This window comes from Cryobacterium sp. TMS1-13-1, from assembly GCF_004403125.1.
GTDB classification, from domain to species: Bacteria; Actinomycetota; Actinomycetes; order Actinomycetales; family Microbacteriaceae; genus Cryobacterium; species Cryobacterium levicorallinum.
The window spans coordinates 228,646-248,391 of record NZ_SOGX01000019.1 but is presented as its reverse complement, the minus strand read 5'-3'; the positions used below and the strand labels follow the sequence as shown (position 1 = coordinate 248,391).

The following is a 19,746-nucleotide window of genomic DNA, read 5'->3' as shown; positions in this document are numbered from 1 at the left end:
ATCCTGACCATTCCCGCGACGGCATGGATCAACAAACCGGCCGACGAACTCACCGAGAACGACGGGCTCGAACTAGCCGCCTAAACTCCCACTGGCCTCATTCACCTTGACAAATTCCGGTGGGCGAATGGTTCCGAGGGCCCGTGCTGACTGTGCACGCAATGTGGTGAAGCCGGTGCTGTGCAGGCGGATTGTCATCAGGGCTGAGAGGAGGGCATGGCTTCGCCGTTCAGCAAGTTTCAGCGGTGGAACGTGTTGACCGGTGTCGGCAGCTCACACCACCAATCCTCGTCGTCACTGTTTCTCAGTGCGGCGGGGATTTTTTGTGTCCGTTTCTGGGTTTTCGGCCGCCCGATCGCGTCGGGTTTGCGTTCGGGACAGGTGTTTGAGAAGGTGGCACCGGTTTGCTCACGTGCCAACTTCTCTAACACGTGCCGCGAGCGACTGAGCCTCACCGGCCAGCTCTGGCGGGGCTTACTGAATAACGAGCTGCGGGGCCCTTTGATGTGAAATGTGGAGCGCCAGACCAATGTCCCGAACAATGATCCCCTGGCCTTCAGGCTGAGGTCGGATCGACGCACCTCGTTAGACTGTGGCCAAGAGTCCGGGTTCGTGCAGGAGTCCGGCCGCACCGTCGCGGAAAGGTCAGGTTTGTCCCACACCGAGTTATCCAGAGCTGAGTTCGGCTCCCTGTCAAATACAGAGCGAAGCACCGAGTCCAGCGCGGAGGTGCTGCTGCAGCGCGACGGACCGCTGGCCCGCATCATCCTGAACCGGCCCAAGGCGCTCAACGCGCTGACCCACGGCATGATCCGGTCGATCACCGCGGCACTCACCGACTGGGCAGACGATGACACCGTGCAGACTGTGCTGCTCACCGGCAGCGGCGACCGCGCCCTGTGCGCCGGCGGCGACATCGTCTCGATCTACCGTGACGCACGCACCGACCCCGACGAGAACGCGTACTTCTGGGCCGACGAGTACACTCTCAACGCGCAGATCAAGCGGTACCCTAAACCCTTCGTCGCCCTGATGGACCGCATCGTGCTCGGCGGGGGAGTCGGCCTCTCCGGCCACGCCTCACACCGCGTCGTGACCGAACGCACCCGGCTCGGCATGCCCGAAACCACCATCGGTTTCGTGCCCGACGTCGGCGGCACCTACCTCTACTCGCGCACCCCCGGCGAGCTCGGCACCCATCTCGCCCTCACCGCCGCGACCATGACCGGTTCCGATGCGATCGCCCTCGACCTCGCCGACAGCTTCGTCGACTCGGCACGGCTCGACTCCCTGGTCGATGCCCTCAAACGGATGCCCGTTGCCGCGGCCATCGCCGAGTACGCCGAGTCGACGGTGCCCGCGGCCCCGCTGCTGGCCGAGCGCACCTGGATCGATGAGTGCTACGCCGGCAACAGCCTGCCCGGGATCATCGATCGGCTGCAGAACTCTCCCGTTGCTGCGGCCCGCGACGCCGCCACGGCCATTCTGGCCAAGTCGCCCACTGCGCTCACGGTCACCCTCGAATCCCTCCGCCGCGCCCGTGACCTGGCCGACCTCGAAGACGTACTCGAGCAGGAGTACCGGGTGTCACTGCGCATGGTGGCCGGCCACGATGTGGTCGAGGGCATTCGCGCCCAGGTCATCGACAAGGACCGCAACCCTAACTGGCAGCCGAGCAGCCTGGACGCCGTGTCCGGCACCGATGTGCAGGCGCACTTCGCGCCGTTGGGGGAGCGCGAGCTGCGCCTGCCACGCGTGCACGTTCCCGCCGAGCCCGAAACGAGCGTGCAGCCAGGCACGAGCGTCGAGCCCGGCATGACCGGCGAAATTCACACGACCGGCGAACTCCGCCAGAACACCGAAAGAAAGGCCACCGCATGAGCGACACAACCCAGACCGAAACTCCGACCGACGCCGACACCTACGAGAACATCCTGCTCGAGCGCCACGGCCGGGTCGGCGTGATCACGCTCAACCGCCCGAAGGCGCTGAACGCCCTCAACTTCGCCACCATGCAGGACGTCGTCGGTGCCGCCACCCGGCTCGACACCGACCCCGAAATCGGTGCGATCATCATCACCGGTTCGGAGCGGGCCTTCGCGGCCGGGGCCGACATTAAGGAGATGGCGTCGATGAGCTACATGGATATGTACCTCCAGGACTGGTTCGCCGGCTGGGACAAGCTCGCCGCCGTGCGCACCCCGGTCATCGCCGCTGTTTCCGGCCACGCCCTCGGCGGCGGCTGCGAACTCGCGCTGATCTGCGATTTCATTATCGCCTCCGACACCGCGACGTTCGGCCAGCCTGAGATCAAGCTCGGCGTCATACCCGGCATGGGCGGATCCCAGCGCCTGACCCGCGCCGTCGGCAAGGCCAAGGCGATGGAGATGATCCTCACCGGCCGTACCATCGACGCCGTCGAAGCTGAGCGGGCCGGTCTCGTCGCCCGCATCGTGCCCGCCGCCGACCTGCTGGCCGATGCCCTCGCGAGCGCCACGGAGATCGCGGCCAAATCGGCACCGATCGCGATGCTCGCCAAGGAGGTCGTCAACGCGGCTTACGAATCGATGCTGAGCGGCGGCATCCACTTGGAACGTCGCCTGTTCCATTCGGTGTTCGCCACCGATGATCAGAGCGAGGGCATGGCCGCCTTCATCGAAAAGCGGTCACCGAATTTCACGAACCGCTAACGACCGCGCTTCCAGCTGTACTCATTCTCGGGCCGCCCGGGCGTGCCGTAGCGCGGTGCGCGCAGCACGAGGCCGGTGTTGGCGAGATATTCCAGGTAGCGGCGCGCGGTTACCCGGGAGAGCCCCAGTGGCTCCATCAGCTCACTCGCCGAGACCGGCGCGGTCCGGGCCTGCAGATAGGTGACCAGCGGATTCAGCGTCGAATCGGCCAGGCCCTTCGGCAGCGGAATATCGGTCGGCGCGCGCAGGCTCGCGAACGCGTGATCAACCGCCGACTGCGTCACAACGGATGCCTGCGCGTTCAGTTCCGCACGAAAGTCCCGGTAACTGGACAATTTCGCAGCGAAGGTCGAGTAGGTGAACGGCTTGATCAGGTACTGCACAACGCCGGCCGCGATCGCCCCGCGTACATTGTCGAGGTCGCGCACCGCGGTGATGGCGATGATATCCGTGGCCAGACCGGCTGAACGGATGCGCCGGCTCACGTCGAGCCCGTGGCTGTCCGGCAGGTTCATGTCCATCAGCACGAGGTCGATCGGGGTGCCGGCCGAGGCGGCGGCCGCTACCCGGCGAAAGGCCTCCTGCCCGGTGCCGACCGTGGCGACGAGCTCGAACCCGGCCAGGCGACCGATGTAGACGGCGTGCGCCTCGGCGGCGAGTGCTTCGTCCTCGACGACGAGCACGCGAATCGGTGCAGAGTCAGTCATGATCGACCGCCGCGGCCAGCGTTTCGGGCGGTGTCGGTGCGGCCGTGGTGTCTGCTGCTGCGGGCAGAGGCGCTGCGGGCAGAGCAATCGCCGGAATCGTCACCGTGAACACTGCACCCTCGCGACGCCCGATGGTGAGTGTGCCACCGAGGCGCAGGACCGCCTGGCGCACCAAAGCCAAACCGAGGCCGCGGCCGCGGCCGCCGACCGTGCCGGTGCCCTTGGTGCTGAATCCCAGCCGCAGCACCTCATCGATGACATCGAGCGCCACACCGGCACCGCTGTCGGCCACCTCGATCACGACGGCCTGCTCGGTCGACGACACCGTGACCGATACGCGGCGTGGGTCCTCGCCGCCCGCCGCCGCATCGAGCGCGTTGTCGACCAGATTGCCGAGCACCGTCACGAGGTCCTGGATCGACAGCCCGGACTGCGCGAGCGTGCCGGACGCCGTGACGGTCAGGGTGATACCCAGTTCGTTGGCCTGCGCCGATTTGCCCATGATCAGGGCGCTGATCACCGGTTCGTCGACCGAGCCGACCATCTCGTCGGCGAGTCGCTGGCTCAATTCGAGGTCTTTTGTGGCGAATTCGAGCGCCTGCTCGGTGCGGCCGAGTTCCATCAGGGACACGATCGTGTGCAGCCGGTTGGAATGCTCGTGGGTCTGCGCTCGCAGTGCATCGGACAGGGTCCGCATTGACTGCAGCTCACTGCCCAGGTTCTGCAGATCGGTGTGGTCGCGAATCGTCGCCACGAACCCCATCGGTTCCGCCCGGGCACCCGCGTTCCCCGAGGCGGTCGCCGGCTCCTGGTTCACTACGAGTACTCGCGTGCCGGTCACATGAATTTCGTCGTGCGCGTTGCGGCCGCTCCGCAGCAGGTCTCCGAGACTCGGCGGCAGGCTCAGGGCGGTCAAAGCCTGCGGTCGCTCGAAACTTCCCGCAGCCGGGCGCGGCGGAATCCCCAGCAGGGTGGCCGCTTGATCGTTGTAGAGCACGAGGTCACCGTGCAGATCGACCAGCACCAGACCCTCCCGCACGGAGTGCAGCACCGAGTCGTAGTAGACGAACAGTTGCGCCAGGTGCTCCGGTCCCCAGCCCAGGGTCACCCGGCGTAAGTAGCGCCCCAGCAGCCAGGTCACCACTGACCCCGACGTGAGGAGCCCGAGAGCCAGACCGAGCACCGAGGGTAACCGGGCGTTCAGGGCGATCGTGATGTTGCTCGTCGTGGTGCCCACCGCGACGAGCGCGCGCACGGTGCCGTCGGCATCCGTTACCGGCACCACGGCACGAACGGATGGCCCGAGGGTTCCGGTGCTGATTTCGGTGAAGGCGGTTCCGGAGAGTGCCGGAGCGATGGCGCCGATGTAGTCCCTGCCGATCTCGGTGTCTGTTGGGTGGGTCCACCGGGTACGGTCCGGGGCCATGATCGTGATGAAATCGAGCCCCGCATCGGCGCTCAACTCGAGCGCGTAAGGCTGCAGCGACGCGCTCGGGTCGGCCGACTCACTCGCCGCGAGCACGAGCGGACTGTCGGCGATGGCGGTGGCGACCGCGAGCATCCGGTTGCCGGTCTCGACGTAGCCGCGATCGCGCGCGTCGACGAAGAAGGCCGTTCCGACGAAGAGCGTGAGCATGACGATGAACAATGCGTGCGCGAAAAAGAGACGCCGAGAGATGCTCCATTCCTTACGCACTACCTGCCTCTTTCGTGAGCTCGTGAACAATATGACCGCAACCGTGCGCGAGCGGGGTGCGTCTACCAATGTGGAACGAATTGCACCGACCGGAGCCCCTGGTGGACCCGGTTAAGCCTAGACATAGGAGTCTGACATGGCATCGACGCCATCAACCCGTACCAAACTCAACAAATCCGGCAAGCCCAAGAAGAGAATCGACTCGTCGCACTACCTCTACATGGCCGTCATCGTCGCGGTCGTGCTCGGCATCGTCGTCGGCTTGGTTTGGGGCGGACCCGAGGGTTTCGCGGTCTCGCTCAAGCCGCTCGGTGACCTGTTCATCGCCCTGATCAAGATGATGATCGCGCCGATCATCTTCTGCACCATCATTCTCGGCATCGGCTCGATCGCCAAGGCCGCCACCGTCGGCAAGATCGGCGGCCTGGCTCTCGGCTACTTCCTGATCATGTCGACCTTCGCGCTCGGCATCGGCCTGGTCGTGGGCAACATGATTCACCCGGGCGAGGGCATCAACTTGTCGGATGCCACCTTCGCGGCCACGGAATCGGCCGACACCAAATCGTTCCTGCTCGGGATCGTTCCCACCACCCTGTTCTCGTCGCTGACCAGCGGGAACATTCTGCAGACGCTGCTCGTGGCTCTCATCGCCGGCTTCGCGCTGCAGCGCATGGGCCCGGCCGGCAAGCCGATTCTCGATGGGCTAGCCCACGTGCAGGCCCTGGTCTTTCGCATTCTGATCATGGTCATGTGGCTCGCCCCGATCGGTGCATTCGGTGCGATCGCGGCGGTCGTCGGTGCCACCGGCATCCAGGCCGTAATCAGTTTGTTCACGCTCATGGCCGCCTTCTACATCACCTGCATCCTCTTCATCGTGGTCATCCTTGGCGGCCTCCTCAAGCTGGTCACCGGCGTGAACATTTTCAAGCTCATGCGCTACCTCGGCCGGGAATACCTGCTCATCGTCTCAACTTCGTCGTCGGAAGCAGCCCTGCCGCGCCTGATCGCCAAGATGGAACACCTCGGCGTCTCCAAGCCCGTTGTCGGCGTCACCGTGCCCACCGGCTACTCGTTCAACCTCGACGGCACCGCCATCTACCTCACCATGGCGTCGCTGTTCATCGCCAATGCGCTCGGCCAGCCGCTCGCCCTCGGCGAGCAAATCGGCCTGCTCGTGTTCATGATCATCGCGAGCAAGGGAGCCGCCGGAGTATCCGGCGCTGGCCTGGCCACCCTGGCCGCCGGACTGCAGGCGCACGCCCCGCAACTGGTCGGCGGCGTTGGCTTTATCGTCGGCATCGACCGCTTCATGTCCGAGGCCCGCGCGCTGACCAACTTCACCGGCAACGCGGTCGCGACCGTCATGATTGGTTCCTGGACCAAAGAAATGGACCGGGTGCAGGTCGATCGCGTGCTCGACAAGCTTGAACCGTTTGACGAACGTACCATGCTCACCCACGGTCACGTCAGCGTCGCCGACACTCAGCGTACCGAAGAGAAGGCCGCACAATCCCGGGTATTGGAAGGCGTTTGAGTCGAAAAACTGAGTATTAGACTCGCGCTCAGGGTGTCGTCCGGAGGAATCCTCCCGGGCGGCACCCCTTTTTTGCCTGCCCTTTCGGTCGACCGAAATCGGGGTGTGTTAGGATTGTCGACGGTCTTACAACCCTTCACCAGGACGCGCAGACGTAGCCACCATTTGAGATGGAACGGCCGCCTTCGTATGGTGTGGCACTGAAGGATGCGATCCCATGATTGCTCCAGCCCGCGCGGATTGATTTCACATTGATTATCGTGTTCGGGCCGCTTGGCGCCAACCCGTCCGACAAGAGAGTACGCCCCAGTGTCAGCCGTGAAATCGGCTACGTTCGGCGTGCACCGGAGAACGCGTGACCGAGAGTTCAGAAACCATAGCCGTCAAGGCAGATCACCTCTACAAAGCATTCGGACGTCGTCCGCATGAAATCGTCAAGAAGCTCAAGGCCGGCAAGAGCCGCGCAGAAATCTCCTCCCTCGGAGTGGCCGCCGTCATCGACGCTTCTTTCGAGGTCAAGAGGGGCGAGATCTTCGTCGTCATGGGCCTGTCCGGCTCGGGCAAGTCGACTCTCATTCGCATGCTCAACGGCCTGTGGGAGACCACCTCCGGCACCGTCACCGTTGGCGGCACCGACATCACCGACGTGTCGGCCAAGGAATTGCGCGACGTGCGCCGCAAGAGCATTTCCATGGTCTTCCAGCACTTCGCCCTGCTGCCACACCGCACCGTGATCGACAACGTGGCCTACGGCCTGGAGATTCAGGGCATGGGGCGAGCGGAGCGCCTCGCCAAGGCCCAGACGATCATCGACCTGGTCGGTCTCGCTGGCTGGGCCGACAACTTGCCGTCCGAGTTGTCGGGCGGAATGCAGCAGCGAGTGGGCCTCGGCCGAGCCCTCGCCGCCGACACCGACGTGCTGCTCATGGACGAAGCCTTCTCGGCCCTCGACCCGCTCATTCGCCGTGAGATGCAGGAGCAGCTCATCGAGCTGCAGGCCGCGCTCGGCAAGACCATCATCTTCATCACCCACGACCTCAACGAGGCCATGTTCCTGGGCGACCGCATCGCCGTCATGCGTGACGGCCGCATCGTGCAGATCGGCACCCCGGAAGAGATCCTGACCGACCCGGCCAACGACTACGTCGCCCAGTTCGTGCAGGACGTCGACCGGGCGCGCGTGCTGACCGCGACTACCGTTATGGAACCGGTTCGGGCTGTCGTCACCAAAACGGCTGGCCCGCGAGCCGCGCTCCGCACGATGCGAGACCTCCAGACATCCGTTGTTTTCGTGCTCAACCGCGACCGCAGTTTCGCCGGAATCGTGCGCGACCGCGACGTGCTCAAAATGGTCAAGGCCGGGGACGCCGACCTCCGAACAATCATTCGAGACGATGCCACCACAGTTGCGCCCGATACTGCCCTTGTCGATCTCGTCGAGCCTTCCGTCGGCAGCGACCTGCCCATCGCAGTCGTCGACTCGAAGAATCGCTTGCTCGGAGTCATTCCGCGTGTCACCCTGCTTGCTGCAATTGGCAACGTCACCACGAGCACTGGTGAACTGCCGGTGATCCACCCGCCGGCGACCATTCCGGTCAACGTTATTACCGATATTTTGCGCGACACCGCGCTGGACGGAGCCGAAGCGTGAACGACTTCCGTATTCCCCTCGGCACCTTGATCGAATCCTTTATCGAATGGATCACGGTTACCTTCGGGTTTGTTTTTGCTTTCATTCGCCTGATTGTTGACGGTGCCTTCGGAGGCATAGCCTTCGTGCTCGTCGCGCCGCCGTTTTACGTCATCATCGCGATCGCGGCGGCCATCGGCTTCGCCGTCCGCGGCTGGAAGTTCGCCGTGGGAACCGTGATCGGCCTCGGCCTCATTCTCGGCGTCAATCAGTGGGAAAACGCGATGTTGACCCTCGCCCTCGTTCTCGTGGCGAGCATCATCGCCATCGGGCTGAGTGTTCCGCTCGGTATTCTCGCGGCCAAATCTTCGGTCGCCTCGAGTGCCATCCGGCCGATGCTGGACTTTCTGCAGACTATGCCGGCCTTCGTCTACCTGGTTCCGGCCCTCATTCTGTTTCGGGTCGGCGAGGTTCCCGGTATCGTGGCAACCATCATCTTTGCCATGGCACCCGGTGTGCGGCTCACCGAACTCGGCATCCGCGGGGTCGACAAGGAGGTCGTCGAGGCCGGCCAGGCCTTCGGCGCGAGCCCGTGGCGTATCCTCAGGCAGATTCAGCTGCCGCTGGCAACGCCGACGATCATGGCCGGCATCAACCAGGTCATCATGCTGTCGCTCTCGATGGTCGTCATCGCCGGCATGGTCGGCGCCGGTGCTCTCGGCGGTGAGATTGTGGCGGCGCTGTCGCGTCTTGACGTCGCCCTCGGTTTCGAGGCCGGTCTCGCCGTGGTCATCTTGGCGATCTTCCTCGACCGTGTCACCGCCGCGCTCGGCAATGGAAGCACTCCGCTCGGACGTATTCTCGCTGCCCGTAAGGCCAGTCGCGTGGCTGCGAACTCTGCAGCACAGCCGGCAAACGTGCCAGCATCGGCTCTCGTCTGACCTGGTCATTCCGAGTCCCTCCTCCCAACGGATGCCCCGCATCCGTTCCATGTGCGCAGGCTCCACGGGAGCTGGCGCACGCACCACGAGTCAATCCCCAGTCGCCCGCAGCGGGTGGCACGAAAGGAAGACGCATGAAAATTCGTTCAACACCCCTTATCGCCCTTGGAGCGGTTTCGCTCCTCGCCCTAGCGGGCTGTGCCGCCGAAACCGAGGTCGACACGGTCGGAAACGGCAACGACGACCAGAAGAACGTCACCCTCGCCGTGTTCAACGGCTGGGATGAAGGCGTTGCGGTCTCCGAGCTGTGGAAAGCCATTCTCGACGAGAAGGGTTACAACGTCGAACTCGAGTACGCCGACGTCGCCCCCGTCTACGAGGGCCTCTCCACTGGCGACTACGACCTCACCATGGACATCTGGCTGCCCGACACCCACGGCGAGTACCTCGAGACCTACGGCGACGAGATCACCGACCTGGGCGCCTGGAACAACGAGTCCAAGCTCACCATCGCGGTGAACGCGGACGCCCCGATCGACTCGCTCGCCGAACTGGCGGAGAACGCTGACCTGTTCGGCAATCAGATTGTGGGCATCGAAGCCGGCGCCGGCCTGACCGCTGCGACCGAAGACCGCGTCATTCCGTCTTACGGCCTCGAGGGCATGGAATTCACCACGTCGTCGACGGCGGCCATGCTGACCGAACTCAAGGCAGCCACGGATGCCGGCGAGAACGTCGTCGTGACCCTCTGGGAGCCGCACTGGGCTTACGGTTCGTTCCCGATCAAGAACCTCGAAGACCCCGAGGGTACCCTCAAGTCCGTCGAGAGCCTGCACGCCTTCGGCAGCGCCGACTTCTCGGAGAAGTTCCCCAAAGCCAGCGGCTGGATTGAAGGCTTCGAGATGGACCTCGAGACTCTGTACACCCTCGAAGAGGCCATGTTCGTCGACTACGACGGCTCGGACTACGCTCCGATCGTCGCCCAGTGGATCGAAGACAACCAGGAGTACGTGGACGGCCTCACCAGCTAGTCACGGATTCTGCACGAAGAACGGCCCGCGTCCTCGGACGTGGGCCGTTCTGTTTATTGTCGCGGAGTAGAACTTGTCGATAGATACATGATTTTGATATAACGTCGCCGTGGCCAGCCATCAGGTGTTCATGGAGTTACCGGCGCGAATCTAGGTACAGCGGAGGTGGTGTAAGCCACGCCGGGTGTGGAATCCCCAACGTTTGTCGCTTAAGCGGAGTCGCGCCAGACGATAGGTGTCTGAAGAAGGATGCCGTCGGCGGGTTGCTCCTCGCCGCGCAGCTGGCCGAGCACGCACTCTGCTGCTCGCTCGCCCAGACCGAAGGCCGGCTGGTGCACGGTCGACAGGTGTGGCTGGGTGCGCAGCGCCCAGGAACTGTCGTCAAATCCGACGATGCCGACGTCACCGGGCACGCTGCGCCCGGCATGGCGGAGCGCTTCGATGGCTCCCGCTGCTACGGCGTCAGAAGCCGCGAACACGCCGTCAATCAGCGGGTCGCGTTCAAGCAGCGTGCACATGCCTTCAATCCCGTCGGTGAAGGTGTAGAGCGGTACTCGGGCGACGAGAGCAGGGTCGAAGCGGTCGCCCAGGGCATCCGTGAAGCCGGCGAGTCGGTCGGCGCCGGAATCGCGATCGAGTGCGGCGGCAACCATGCCGATGCGCTTGCGTCCGGTCTGCATGAGGCGTTCGGTGATCGCGCGCGCTGATGCCCGGTTGTCGATTCCTACGAATGGCAGCGGGCTCTGCTCTGGCGGATGTCCAACGAAAGCCGCCGGAAGACGCAGCTTCTCGATGACTCGGGTGATTGGGTCTTCGCGGCGGGCGGAGACGATGATTACCCCGTCGACGAAACCGCCGCTGAGGTAGCGGGCGACGCGGTCGGTGTCGCGCTGGGAGTCGATGACAAGACTGACCATCTGGTAGTCCGAATGGGAAAGCACGGTGTTGGCCCCGAGCAGGATGCCGCCGATGTTCGGGTCATCCAGAAATAGCGAGTGTGGCTCGTGCACAATGAAGCCGACCGCTTCTGAGCGCTGCATGACCAGGCTGCGCGCTGCGTTGTTCGGTACATAACCGACCTTCTCGATGGCGGCTTCGATGGCGATGCGGGCTGACGCCGAGACGTAGGGTTCGTCGTTCACGACCCGACTGACCGTGCCGCGGGACACGCCAGCCTCCACAGCGACGTCGTGAATCGTCGCGCGTTTGCGTCGAGACGGAATTATCACCATTTGATAACTGTAACGCTCACGAACAACCGCCGCGCTTGACAGGACCGCCGGCAGATACTTAGTCTGTGTACGTTCACAGAAAACCCAATGGGGAGTTTTTTTTCTTCATTCTGTGTACGTTCACAGAGCCGTCAACAGTGTGTCGCCAATACGGCTTGCACGCCACAGTCAGGGAGCGCATGAACTCGCGAGCAGCCACTAAGAACGAGACGGCCACGGCCACTCCGTTCGTGCACGAGGGCATCGCCTACGGCTGTGACTACAATCCCGAGCAGTGGGGGCCCGAGACGTGGACCGACGACGTGCGCCTGATGCGCGAGGCCGGCGTTGACCTCGTCGCCATCAATATCTTTGGCTGGTCCCACCTCGAACCGAGGGCGGGCGAATACGACTTTGCCACCCTCGACACGATTATCGAGCTCTTGCACGCCAATGGCATCCGGGTCAACCTCGGCACCGGCACCTCGTCGCCGCCGCCGTGGCTGACCACGCTCCACCCCGAGATGCTCCCGGTCACCGCCGAAGGCACCACCCGCTTCCCGGGCGGCCGCCAGGCCTGGTGTCCGAGTTCGGCCGTGTTCCGTGAGCACGCGCTCGCCCTGGTGGAGAAGGTCGCCGAGCGGTACGGCCACCACCCGGCCGTCGCCCTCTGGCACGTGTCCAATGAACTGGGCTGCCACAACGCGCTTTGCTACTGCGATGACACCGCGGCTGCGTTTCGCCTCTGGCTGCAGGCGCGCTACGGCACGATTGACGCTCTCAACGCCGCCTGGGGTACTTCGTTCTGGAGCCAGCGCTATGGCCAGTGGGCCGAGATCCTTACCCCGCGGCTCACGCTGTCCAGCCGGAACCCCGGCCAGGTGCTCGACTTCCACCGATTCAGCTCGGCCGAACTGCTCGACTACTACCGCCTTGAGGCCGCGGTGCTGCGCCGCCACTCGAACGTGGCCGTGACCACCAATTTCATGGTCACCGCGCACATCCGTAACCTCGACTACTGGTCTTGGGCCGGCGATATGGACATCATCGCCAACGACCACTACCTCGACCATCGCCTCGCCGACCCAGCCATCGAACTCGCTTTCGCCGCTGACCTCACTCGTGGGCTCGCCCAGGGGGAGCCCTGGCTGCTCATGGAACAGGCCACCGGCGCCGTCAACTGGCAGCCGCACAACCTGGCCAAGGTGCCCGGCGAGATGACTCGCAATTCCCTCGCCCACGTCGCCCGCGGTGCCGATGGCATCTGCTTCTTCCAGTGGCGCGCCTCCCTACAAGGGTCAGAGAAGTTCCACTCCGCCCTGGTACCCCACGCTGGCACCGACACCGTGCTCTGGCGCGAGGTCGTGGCCCTGGGCGCGACCCTTGAACGCCTCGTCGAGGTCGCCGGCAGCCGGGTCGTCGCGGATGCCGCGATCATCTTCAGTTGGGAGGCCTGGTGGGCCGGCGACGGAGAATCTCGCCCCTCCCATGCGGTGCGCTATCTCGACCAGGTGCACGCCGCCTACACGGCTCTGCACCAGCTCGGCGTCACGGTCGACATCGTCTCGCCCGACGCTGATTTCTCGGCCTACCGCCTCGTTGTCGCCCCGTGCCTCTACCTGATCTCTGACGAGCAGGCCCGGAACCTGGGTTCCTATGTTGCGGCCGGCGGCCACGCCCTGATCACTTTTTTCAGCGGCATCGTCGACGAAGACGACCGGGTGCGCTCCGGTGGCTACCCTGGTGCGTTCCGCGAGCTCCTCGGAATCACTGTGGAAGAATTCTCCCCGCTGCTGCCCGGACACGTTCTCACCCTCGACTCTGGCGCCGCCGCGAGCCTGTGGAGCGAACGCCTGCGGGTGGACACCGCCGAGGTGGTGGCGAACTACCTTGACGGGCCACTACCCGGAATCCCCGCCATCACTCGCAACGGTCACGGAAGAGGGACCGCCTGGTACGTCGCGACCGCGCTGGAACCCGGAGCGTTGAGGAACCTCATGCGCACGATTGCTGAGGAAGCACGCGTTACCGCGGTTGGCCCGGAGAGCGCGGGAACCATCGAGGTCGTTCGCCGAGTGAACTCCACCGGCAGCTACCTGTTCATCATCAACCACGGTCACGACGACGTTGAGCTTCCGGCCTCCGGCCATGAACTTGTCGTCGGAGAGCCCATCGGTCGAACCGTGCGCGTGCCGGCCGGCGCCGTCCGCGTGATTAGAGAGGACCCCGCATCATGAGCGCACCTGCCGTTCCTATAACGGATGCCCCGGGCGCCGCCGCCCGGAAGGGGCCCCGCGCCGCCAAGCCGCCAGGAGCAAAGCCCCGCGTGCAGCACAAGGGAGCGATCCTCGCGTTCGTGATCCCGTTCGGTGCACTGTTCGCCCTGTTCTACCTCCTGCCGATCGGCTATGCGACCTACCAATCGCTGCTCGTGATCGAGCGCGAGGGCACTTTCGGTCGAGCGACTCAGGTCTTCGGCGGACTCACCCAGTACATCCTGGTCTTCCAGAACGGGCCCTTCTGGGAGTCGATCGGCCGGGTGCTCGCCTTCGGCGCCGTGCAGGTGCCGATCATGCTCGGCCTCGCACTGCTATTCGCCCTGCTGCTGGACTCGCCGCTCGTGCGCGGAAAGAAGTTCTTTCGGCTGGCGTTCTTTGTTCCCTACGCGGTGCCCGGCGTCATCGCCGCGATCATGTGGGGCTACCTCTACTCGCCCAACCTGTCACCGTTCAATGCCGTCACCGAGAACATCAATTTCCTCTCGGCGGACCTCGTTCTCTGGGCCATCGCCAACGTCGTCACCTGGGTCTTCGTGGGATACAACATGCTCATTATCTACTCGGCGCTACTGGCGATCCCGGCCGAGCTCTACGAGGCCGCCCGCCTCGACGGGGCCGGGCAGCTGCGCATCGCCTGGTCGGTCAAGATCCCGCTGATCATGCCAGCGATCGTCCTGACCGCGATCTTCTCGATCATCGGCACCCTGCAGCTGCTCGCCGAACCGCAGGTGTTCCGCAGCTTCAGCTCGGCTGTGACCAGCACGTTCACTCCGAACCTGACGGTGTACTCCACCTCATCGATCCCGAACTTCAACCTGGCCGCCGCGTTCTCCGTGGTGCTGGCCCTGGCCACGTTCATCCTCTCCTTCACGTTCCTGAAGTTCACGCAGCGGAAGGAAAGAAAATGAGCACCCTGACCCCTACCAAGCCGGCACGCGGAATTCGTTCCTTCGAGGGCAAGACGCCGCGCGCGCAGCGAGAGAGCCCGTTCGCCCGGGTCAGCGCAATGATCGTCATGGGCGTCTTCACGCTCTATTTCCTGGTGCCGATCTGGTGGCTGCTTGTCGCGGCCTCGAAGAACCGCTCCGAGTTCAACAGCACGAACCCGCTCTGGTTCGCTGACTTCTCCCTGTTCGAGAACATGGCAAACCTGGTGGCCTACCGCGACGGCGTCTACCTCAAGTGGATGCTCAACAGCGCGCTGTACGCCGGTGGCGGCGCCCTCGTGGGCACGCTCATCGCCGGAATGTGCGGGTACGCACTGGCCAAGTACAACTTCCCGGGACGCGAACTGATCTTCAACGTCGTGCTCGGCGGGGTGCTCGTGCCCGCCACGGCGCTGGCGCTGCCGCTGTTCCTGATCTTCAGCCAGATCAGCCTGACCAACACGTTCTGGTCGGTGTTCCTGCCCAGCCTGGTCAGCCCGTTCGGAGTCTACCTCTCCCGCATCTACGCGTCGGCCAGCGTTCCCGACGAACTGATCGAGGCCGCCCGCCTCGACGGCGCCGGCGAACTGCGCACCTTCTTCACGGTCTCGGTGCGGATGATGGTGCCGGCCCTGGTCACCGTCTTCCTCTTCCAGTTCGTCGCCATCTGGAACAATTTCTTCCTGCCGCTGATCATGCTGCGCGACGAGACCCTGTTCCCGGTCACGCTCGGCCTCTACGCCTGGAACTCGCAGGTCAACCAGATCCCCGTGCTGCGCGATTACGTTCTGATCGGCGCTCTGCTGTCGATCATCCCGCTGATCATCATCTTCCTGCTGCTCCAGCGCTTCTGGCGAAACGGCCTCAGCGCCGGTTCGGTGAAGTAGCCAGCTTCCCCCCCCTAGCTGCACCACCCCAACCCCCAAGAGAAAAGAAGAATAATGCAGATCAAGAAGAGAGCAGCCACCGTCGCTTTGCTCACCGCCGCCACGGTCGTGCTGGCCGGCTGCGCGTCCGGCTCGACCGCGCAGGACGGCGGCGACGCCGCAGCCTGCGCACCCTCGGACGGCAAGGTTGATCTGACCTTTACGACCTGGATCCCTGGGATCGAGGATGTCGTCAAGATCTGGAACGAGGACAACCCCGACGTTCAGGTGAAGGTGCAGACCGGCCCGAACGGCAACGGCGGCACGTACCAGAACTTCTTTAACCAGCTCAAGGCCGGCAACGCGCCCGACCTCGGCCAGATCGAATACGATGCCCTCCCCAACTTTCGCGTGCAGGACGGACTGACCAACCTCGCTTCCTGCGAGGGTGTGCTCGATGCTCAGGACAACTTCGTGGATTGGACCTGGGGTCAGGTCAACTTCGGTGAAGCAGACGCCGTTTACGCGGTGCCGCAGGACGCCGGGCCCATGGCCATGTTCTACCGCGCAGATCTCTTCGCGGCCAACAACATTGCGATCCCCACCACCTGGGAAGAGTTCGCCGTTGCCGCAGAGGCCGTGCGCGCCACCGGCGGATACATCACCAACTTCTCGCAGAGCGACATCAACCAGTTCGCCGGATTCGTCTGGCAGGCCGGCGGAAGCTGGTTCGAGAACGATGGTGATAACTGGACCATCGACCTGACCAGCCCGGAGTCCGTCAAGGTTGCCGACTACTGGCAGGACCTGATCGACCGCGACCTCGTTTCGACCAACCCGCCGTGGACCGACGAGTGGAACAACGCCTACAACACCGGCTCCAACTGGACCTGGAACTCCGCAGCCTGGGGTGCGAACTCCATTGCCAGCGGCGCTCCGGACACCGCCGGCAACTGGTCCGTCGCCCTCTCCCCGCAGTGGGCTTCCGGCGACAACGCCGCCGGAAACTGGGGTGGCTCGTCGACCGCGGTCTTCAAGGGCTCGAAGCACCCGTACGAGGCCGCCCAGTTCGCGCTGTGGCTGAACACCTCTGACGAGGCGCTCACGATGTTGAACGAGTCGGCCAACCTGTACCCGGCCGCCAAGAGCGGCCTGGAGCTGCCGGCCCTCAAGGAAGGCGTTGAGTTCTACGGTGGCCAGCCCATCTATGACGTGTTCGCCGAGGCTTCAGCTCAGGTATCGCCCGACTTCGTCTGGGGCCCAACCATGACGCAGGTGTACAACGACACCTCGGACGGCTTCAAGGGCGCTGTCACGGGCAATGGCACCCTGACGGAGGCTCTCACGAGCGCTCAGCAGAGCACAATCAACGCTCTTGAGGCTCAGTCGATTCCGGTCAACAAGTAGCATCAGTTCTACTGTGCCTATTTACTACCTCCGTGCTGCGGGCACCAGCCTGGTGCTGGACGCCCGCGGCACGGGAGTGCCCGTCATCGTGCACTGGGGTGCCGACCTGGGCGATTTGAGCGCCGCCATGCTGACGACGTTGGCCGACGCATCCGTGCCGGCGATCGCGCCAAGCTCGATCGACGTGCCTCTGCGGCTCACCCTGCTGCCCACCCTCGCGCAGGGGTGGAGCGGACGCCCGGGAATCAGCGGTTTCCGGCCGGGCCTGGGCAGCCCGGCCATCGACCTTAGCCTGGTCGGCGTTCGGGCCGGTGAGCGCCCCGCGGGGCGCGCCGCATTGCCCGGTACCCAGACCCTGACACTCTTGCTGGCCGATGCCGCCGCCCAGATATCCGTGTGTACCGACATCGAACTGTCGGTTCAGGGGGTGCTTCGGCTACGCCACACCGTGACTAATACGAGTACCGCCGCCGGCGACGCAGCATTCGAACTCGGTTCGCTCGACGTCATCCTGCCAGTTCCCGGTCGGGCAGGCGAACTGCTTGACTTCACCGGGCTGTGGACTCACGAGCGCCGGCCGCAACGCAGCATCATCGGCCACGGCGTGTGGAGCCGGGAGTCCCGACACGGCCGCCCCGGGCATGACGACTCCTTTCTCATGGTGGCCGGAACACCCGGATTCGGTTTTCGTTCCGGTGAAGTGTGGTGCACTCACCTCGCCTGGAGCGGTGACAAGCGCGCCTGGGCTGAGAACAGCCCCTTGGGCTTTTCGGTGCTCGGAAGCGGTGAACTGCTGGCTCCCGGCGAGCTGGGTGTGGCCGCCGGTGAGAGTTACAGCACCCCATGGACCGTTGCCGCATACTCGGAGGCTGGGCTCGACGGGCTGTCGGCGCGGCTGCATCCGTGGATCCGATCGTGGTCAACTATTAGGACGCCGCGCCCGCTCGTGCTGAACACGTGGGAGGCCGTCTACTTCAAGCACGACCTGCCTACTCTGGCTCGACTTGCGGATGCCGGGGCGCAGGCCGGCGTGGAACGATTCGTCCTCGACGACGGCTGGTTCACCAATCGTCGGGATGATCGCCGTGCCCTCGGCGACTGGTTCGTCGACCCCGTGACCTGGCCCCATGGCCTGCATCCTCTGATCGAACATGTGCACGCGGCCGGCCTGGATTTTGGCCTCTGGGTCGAACCGGAGATGGTGAGTCTCGATTCGGAGGTGGCCCGTGCGCACCCGGAGTGGGTGCTCGGCGGTGTCTCGGAACCCGCCGCCGGTGAAACACCGGCGCTGACCTGGCGATTCCAGCGCGTGCTCGACCTCGGCCATCCGGATGCCTTTTCGTGGGCCTTTGCACGGCTCACCGCCCTGCTCACGGAGTACCCGATCGCCTACCTGAAGTGGGACCACAACCGCGATCTGCTGGCCGGTTCCGCGCACCGGCAGACGGCGGCGCTGTACCGGCTCATCGATGCGGTACGCGCGGCGCACCCGGGCGTCGAGATCGAGTCCTGTGCGTCAGGGGGAGCCCGGATCGACCTGGGCATCCTCGAGCGCGTCGACCGGGTCTGGACCAGCGATACCAACGACCCGCTCGAGCGACAGCAGATCCAGCGCTACACGGGCGTGCTCGTGCCGCCGGAATACCTCGGCGGGCATCTCGGTGCGGCCACGGCGCACACCACTGGACGCACCTCCGAGCTCAGCTTCCGACTGGCGACTGCCCTGTTCGGCAGCGCCGGCATCGAATGGGACCTCACCAGCGCCAGCGCCGAGGAGCTCGGGCAGATCGCCGAGTGGATCACGCACTATAAGCGCCTGCGCCTCCTACTGCACTCCGGCGTCGTTGTGCGGGCCGACCCCAGCGACCCAGCCCTCGAATTGCACGGCGTCGTCTCGCCCGACCAGAACACGGCCCTCTTCGCCCAGGTGGCCCTCACCGCCCCGCGTTCGGCGCTGCCCGAACGGATGCGGTTTCCCGGGCTCGCGCCTGCGCGGCGCTACCGAGTTTCGCCTCTGCTGCTCGGAGGCGCCCCGCGCGCAATTCAGGATGCACCGCCGGCATGGAATGCCGCGAGTGGAGGCTCAAGCGACGCTTCACCGACCGTCGACGAAGCTGCCAGTGGCAGTGTCGTAGGTACGGTGACGCTGACCGGAGCGGTGCTCGCCCTCGTCGGGCTGACCGCGCCGCTGCTTGCCCCGGAGCAGGCCGCACTTTTCGCGGTCGACGCGGTCGACTGAGCGATTCTGCCTGTGCCTGGTGCTACGCGGCTTCGAGCTCGCGCACCTGCTGCAGCCAGACGTCGAACAGGTCGCTGTCGAAGTCGTCAACACTCTTCAGCTTGTACTCGCTCATTTCGGCCGACCCGCTCGCATTGAGCTTGCCCGAGTCATCGGTGATGGCCTGTCCGCGCCAGAACAACACGGTGACGAAGGTGGGGTACGCCTTGAATCCGGCGACCGGTAGATCATCGTCGAGCCAGACCGGATGTCCGTGCCACAGTTCCGTCGAGGTCTCCGGCAGGGCCAGGTCGAACTTGTCCCGGAGCAGGCCGACGACGGTCGCGAGCGGCTCGGCCGGCACGGCCACGTACTCGGCGATGGTCGTCGGCTTGGCAGCGGCAGCGGCTGCGACAGTGGCGATAGCCGGGGCATCGACGTGGAATTCGGTGGGGGCGGAAGTGAGCGTGGATGTCAGGTGAATAGCCTCTTTCGATGCTGGAGTTCAGGCCCGGCGAGGTGCCGGACAGGTTCGTTACTGCTTCCACACTCTCACGGAATTCGCGTTCGAGGCTGGGCAGACACTCAGGAACAGCGCTTCCAGGCACAG

The 19,746-nt window shown here is 64.7% G+C and carries 15 protein-coding genes; 11 read left to right on the top strand and 4 right to left on the bottom strand.

All coding sequences use genetic code 11. The features are described 5' to 3' along the window. The first annotated feature begins 651 nt into the window (after positions 1-651). Positions 652-1,881 (top strand): enoyl-CoA hydratase/isomerase family protein, encoded by a 1,230-nt coding sequence (locus E3T31_RS17140; protein ID WP_241978071.1) that lies wholly within the window; start codon positions 652-654, stop codon positions 1,879-1,881. Next, entirely contained in the window at positions 1,878-2,690 is an 813-nt protein-coding gene (locus E3T31_RS17135) for an enoyl-CoA hydratase (protein ID WP_134470559.1), read from the top strand. Before E3T31_RS17140 ends, E3T31_RS17135 begins: the two co-directional genes overlap by 4 nt. On the opposite strand, the gene E3T31_RS17130 is transcribed toward E3T31_RS17135, so the two are convergent. Both E3T31_RS17130 and E3T31_RS17125 read right to left on the bottom strand, forming a co-directional pair. After that, positions 2,687-3,397 carry a response regulator gene (locus E3T31_RS17130; RefSeq protein ID WP_134470557.1) on the bottom strand — a complete coding sequence of 237 codons (711 nt, stop codon included), beginning with the start codon at positions 3,395-3,397 and terminating at the stop codon, positions 2,687-2,689. The two genes, E3T31_RS17135 and E3T31_RS17130, sit on opposite strands and share 4 nt — an antisense overlap. Further along, positions 3,390-5,093 (bottom strand): sensor histidine kinase, encoded by a 1,704-nt coding sequence (locus tag E3T31_RS17125; RefSeq protein WP_134470556.1) that lies wholly within the window; start codon positions 5,091-5,093, stop codon positions 3,390-3,392. The genes E3T31_RS17130 and E3T31_RS17125 overlap by 8 nt, the downstream gene beginning before the upstream one ends. Positions 5,094-5,229: 136 nt before the next feature. On the opposite strand from E3T31_RS17125, the gene E3T31_RS17120 reads away from it, so the two are divergent. From E3T31_RS17120 to E3T31_RS17105, 4 genes are all read left to right on the top strand, one after another. Beyond that, on the top strand, positions 5,230-6,627 hold the full coding sequence (locus E3T31_RS17120) for a cation:dicarboxylate symporter family transporter (RefSeq protein WP_134470554.1): 1,398 nt from the start codon (positions 5,230-5,232) through the stop codon (positions 6,625-6,627). 355 nt (positions 6,628-6,982) lie between these two features. Then, positions 6,983-8,278: a glycine betaine/L-proline ABC transporter ATP-binding protein gene (locus tag E3T31_RS17115; protein WP_134470552.1), complete on the top strand. Its 1,296-nt coding sequence runs from the start codon at positions 6,983-6,985 to the stop codon at positions 8,276-8,278. Beyond that, positions 8,275-9,198 carry a proline/glycine betaine ABC transporter permease gene (locus tag E3T31_RS17110; protein ID WP_134470550.1) on the top strand — a complete coding sequence of 308 codons (924 nt, stop codon included), beginning with the start codon at positions 8,275-8,277 and terminating at the stop codon, positions 9,196-9,198. The genes E3T31_RS17115 and E3T31_RS17110 overlap by 4 nt, the downstream gene beginning before the upstream one ends. Positions 9,199-9,332: 134 nt before the next feature. Beyond that, on the top strand, positions 9,333-10,229 hold the full coding sequence (locus tag E3T31_RS17105) for a glycine betaine ABC transporter substrate-binding protein (RefSeq protein ID WP_134470548.1): 897 nt from the start codon (positions 9,333-9,335) through the stop codon (positions 10,227-10,229). Between the two features lie 209 nt (positions 10,230-10,438). Here the strand turns inward: E3T31_RS17105 and E3T31_RS17100 are convergent, their stop codons facing one another. Next, positions 10,439-11,461, bottom strand: a complete 1,023-nt coding sequence (locus E3T31_RS17100) for a LacI family DNA-binding transcriptional regulator (RefSeq protein WP_134470546.1) — start codon at positions 11,459-11,461, stop codon at positions 10,439-10,441. Between the two features lie 179 nt (positions 11,462-11,640). On the opposite strand from E3T31_RS17100, the gene E3T31_RS17095 reads away from it, so the two are divergent. From E3T31_RS17095 to E3T31_RS17075, 5 genes are read left to right on the top strand one after another with little or no spacing between them, the layout of a single operon-like run. Then, positions 11,641-13,677, top strand: a complete 2,037-nt coding sequence (locus tag E3T31_RS17095; RefSeq protein ID WP_134470544.1) for a beta-galactosidase — start codon at positions 11,641-11,643, stop codon at positions 13,675-13,677. After that, positions 13,674-14,627 (top strand): carbohydrate ABC transporter permease, encoded by a 954-nt coding sequence (locus E3T31_RS17090; RefSeq protein WP_134470542.1) that lies wholly within the window; start codon positions 13,674-13,676, stop codon positions 14,625-14,627. The genes E3T31_RS17095 and E3T31_RS17090 overlap by 4 nt, the downstream gene beginning before the upstream one ends. Further along, positions 14,624-15,532 (top strand): carbohydrate ABC transporter permease, encoded by a 909-nt coding sequence (locus E3T31_RS17085; RefSeq protein ID WP_134470540.1) that lies wholly within the window; start codon positions 14,624-14,626, stop codon positions 15,530-15,532. Before E3T31_RS17090 ends, E3T31_RS17085 begins: the two co-directional genes overlap by 4 nt. A gap of 54 nt (positions 15,533-15,586) precedes the next feature. Beyond that, positions 15,587-16,918: an extracellular solute-binding protein gene (locus E3T31_RS17080; RefSeq protein WP_134470538.1), complete on the top strand. Its 1,332-nt coding sequence runs from the start codon at positions 15,587-15,589 to the stop codon at positions 16,916-16,918. A 13-nt stretch (positions 16,919-16,931) separates the two neighbouring features. After that, the gene (locus E3T31_RS17075; RefSeq protein ID WP_134470536.1) at positions 16,932-19,157 is read left to right on the top strand and encodes an alpha-galactosidase; all 2,226 of its coding nucleotides are present in this window, start codon (positions 16,932-16,934) and stop codon (positions 19,155-19,157) included. Positions 19,158-19,179: 22 nt separating this feature from the next. Here the strand turns inward: E3T31_RS17075 and E3T31_RS17070 are convergent, their stop codons facing one another. Continuing rightward, on the bottom strand, positions 19,180-19,506 hold the full coding sequence (locus E3T31_RS17070; RefSeq protein WP_166788548.1) for a DUF1801 domain-containing protein: 327 nt from the start codon (positions 19,504-19,506) through the stop codon (positions 19,180-19,182). Positions 19,507-19,746: the final 240 nt, after the last annotated feature.

Bases quoted from the DNA above. Each gene is read 5' to 3' on its own strand.
- E3T31_RS17080 (WP_134470538.1), top strand. From the start codon at position 15,587: ATGCAGATCAAGAAGAGAGCAGCCACCGTCGCTTTGCTCACCGCCGCC.
- E3T31_RS17130 (WP_134470557.1), bottom strand. From the start codon at position 3,397: ATGACTGACTCTGCACCGATTCGCGTGCTCGTCGTCGAGGACGAAGCA.
- E3T31_RS17105 (WP_134470548.1), top strand. From the start codon at position 9,333: ATGAAAATTCGTTCAACACCCCTTATCGCCCTTGGAGCGGTTTCGCTC.
- E3T31_RS17100 (WP_134470546.1), bottom strand. From the start codon at position 11,461: ATGGTGATAATTCCGTCTCGACGCAAACGCGCGACGATTCACGACGTC.
- E3T31_RS17135 (WP_134470559.1), top strand. From the start codon at position 1,878: ATGAGCGACACAACCCAGACCGAAACTCCGACCGACGCCGACACCTAC.
- E3T31_RS17085 (WP_134470540.1), top strand. From the start codon at position 14,624: ATGAGCACCCTGACCCCTACCAAGCCGGCACGCGGAATTCGTTCCTTC.
- E3T31_RS17095 (WP_134470544.1), top strand. From the start codon at position 11,641: ATGAACTCGCGAGCAGCCACTAAGAACGAGACGGCCACGGCCACTCCG.
- E3T31_RS17090 (WP_134470542.1), top strand. From the start codon at position 13,674: ATGAGCGCACCTGCCGTTCCTATAACGGATGCCCCGGGCGCCGCCGCC.
- E3T31_RS17120 (WP_134470554.1), top strand. From the start codon at position 5,230: ATGGCATCGACGCCATCAACCCGTACCAAACTCAACAAATCCGGCAAG.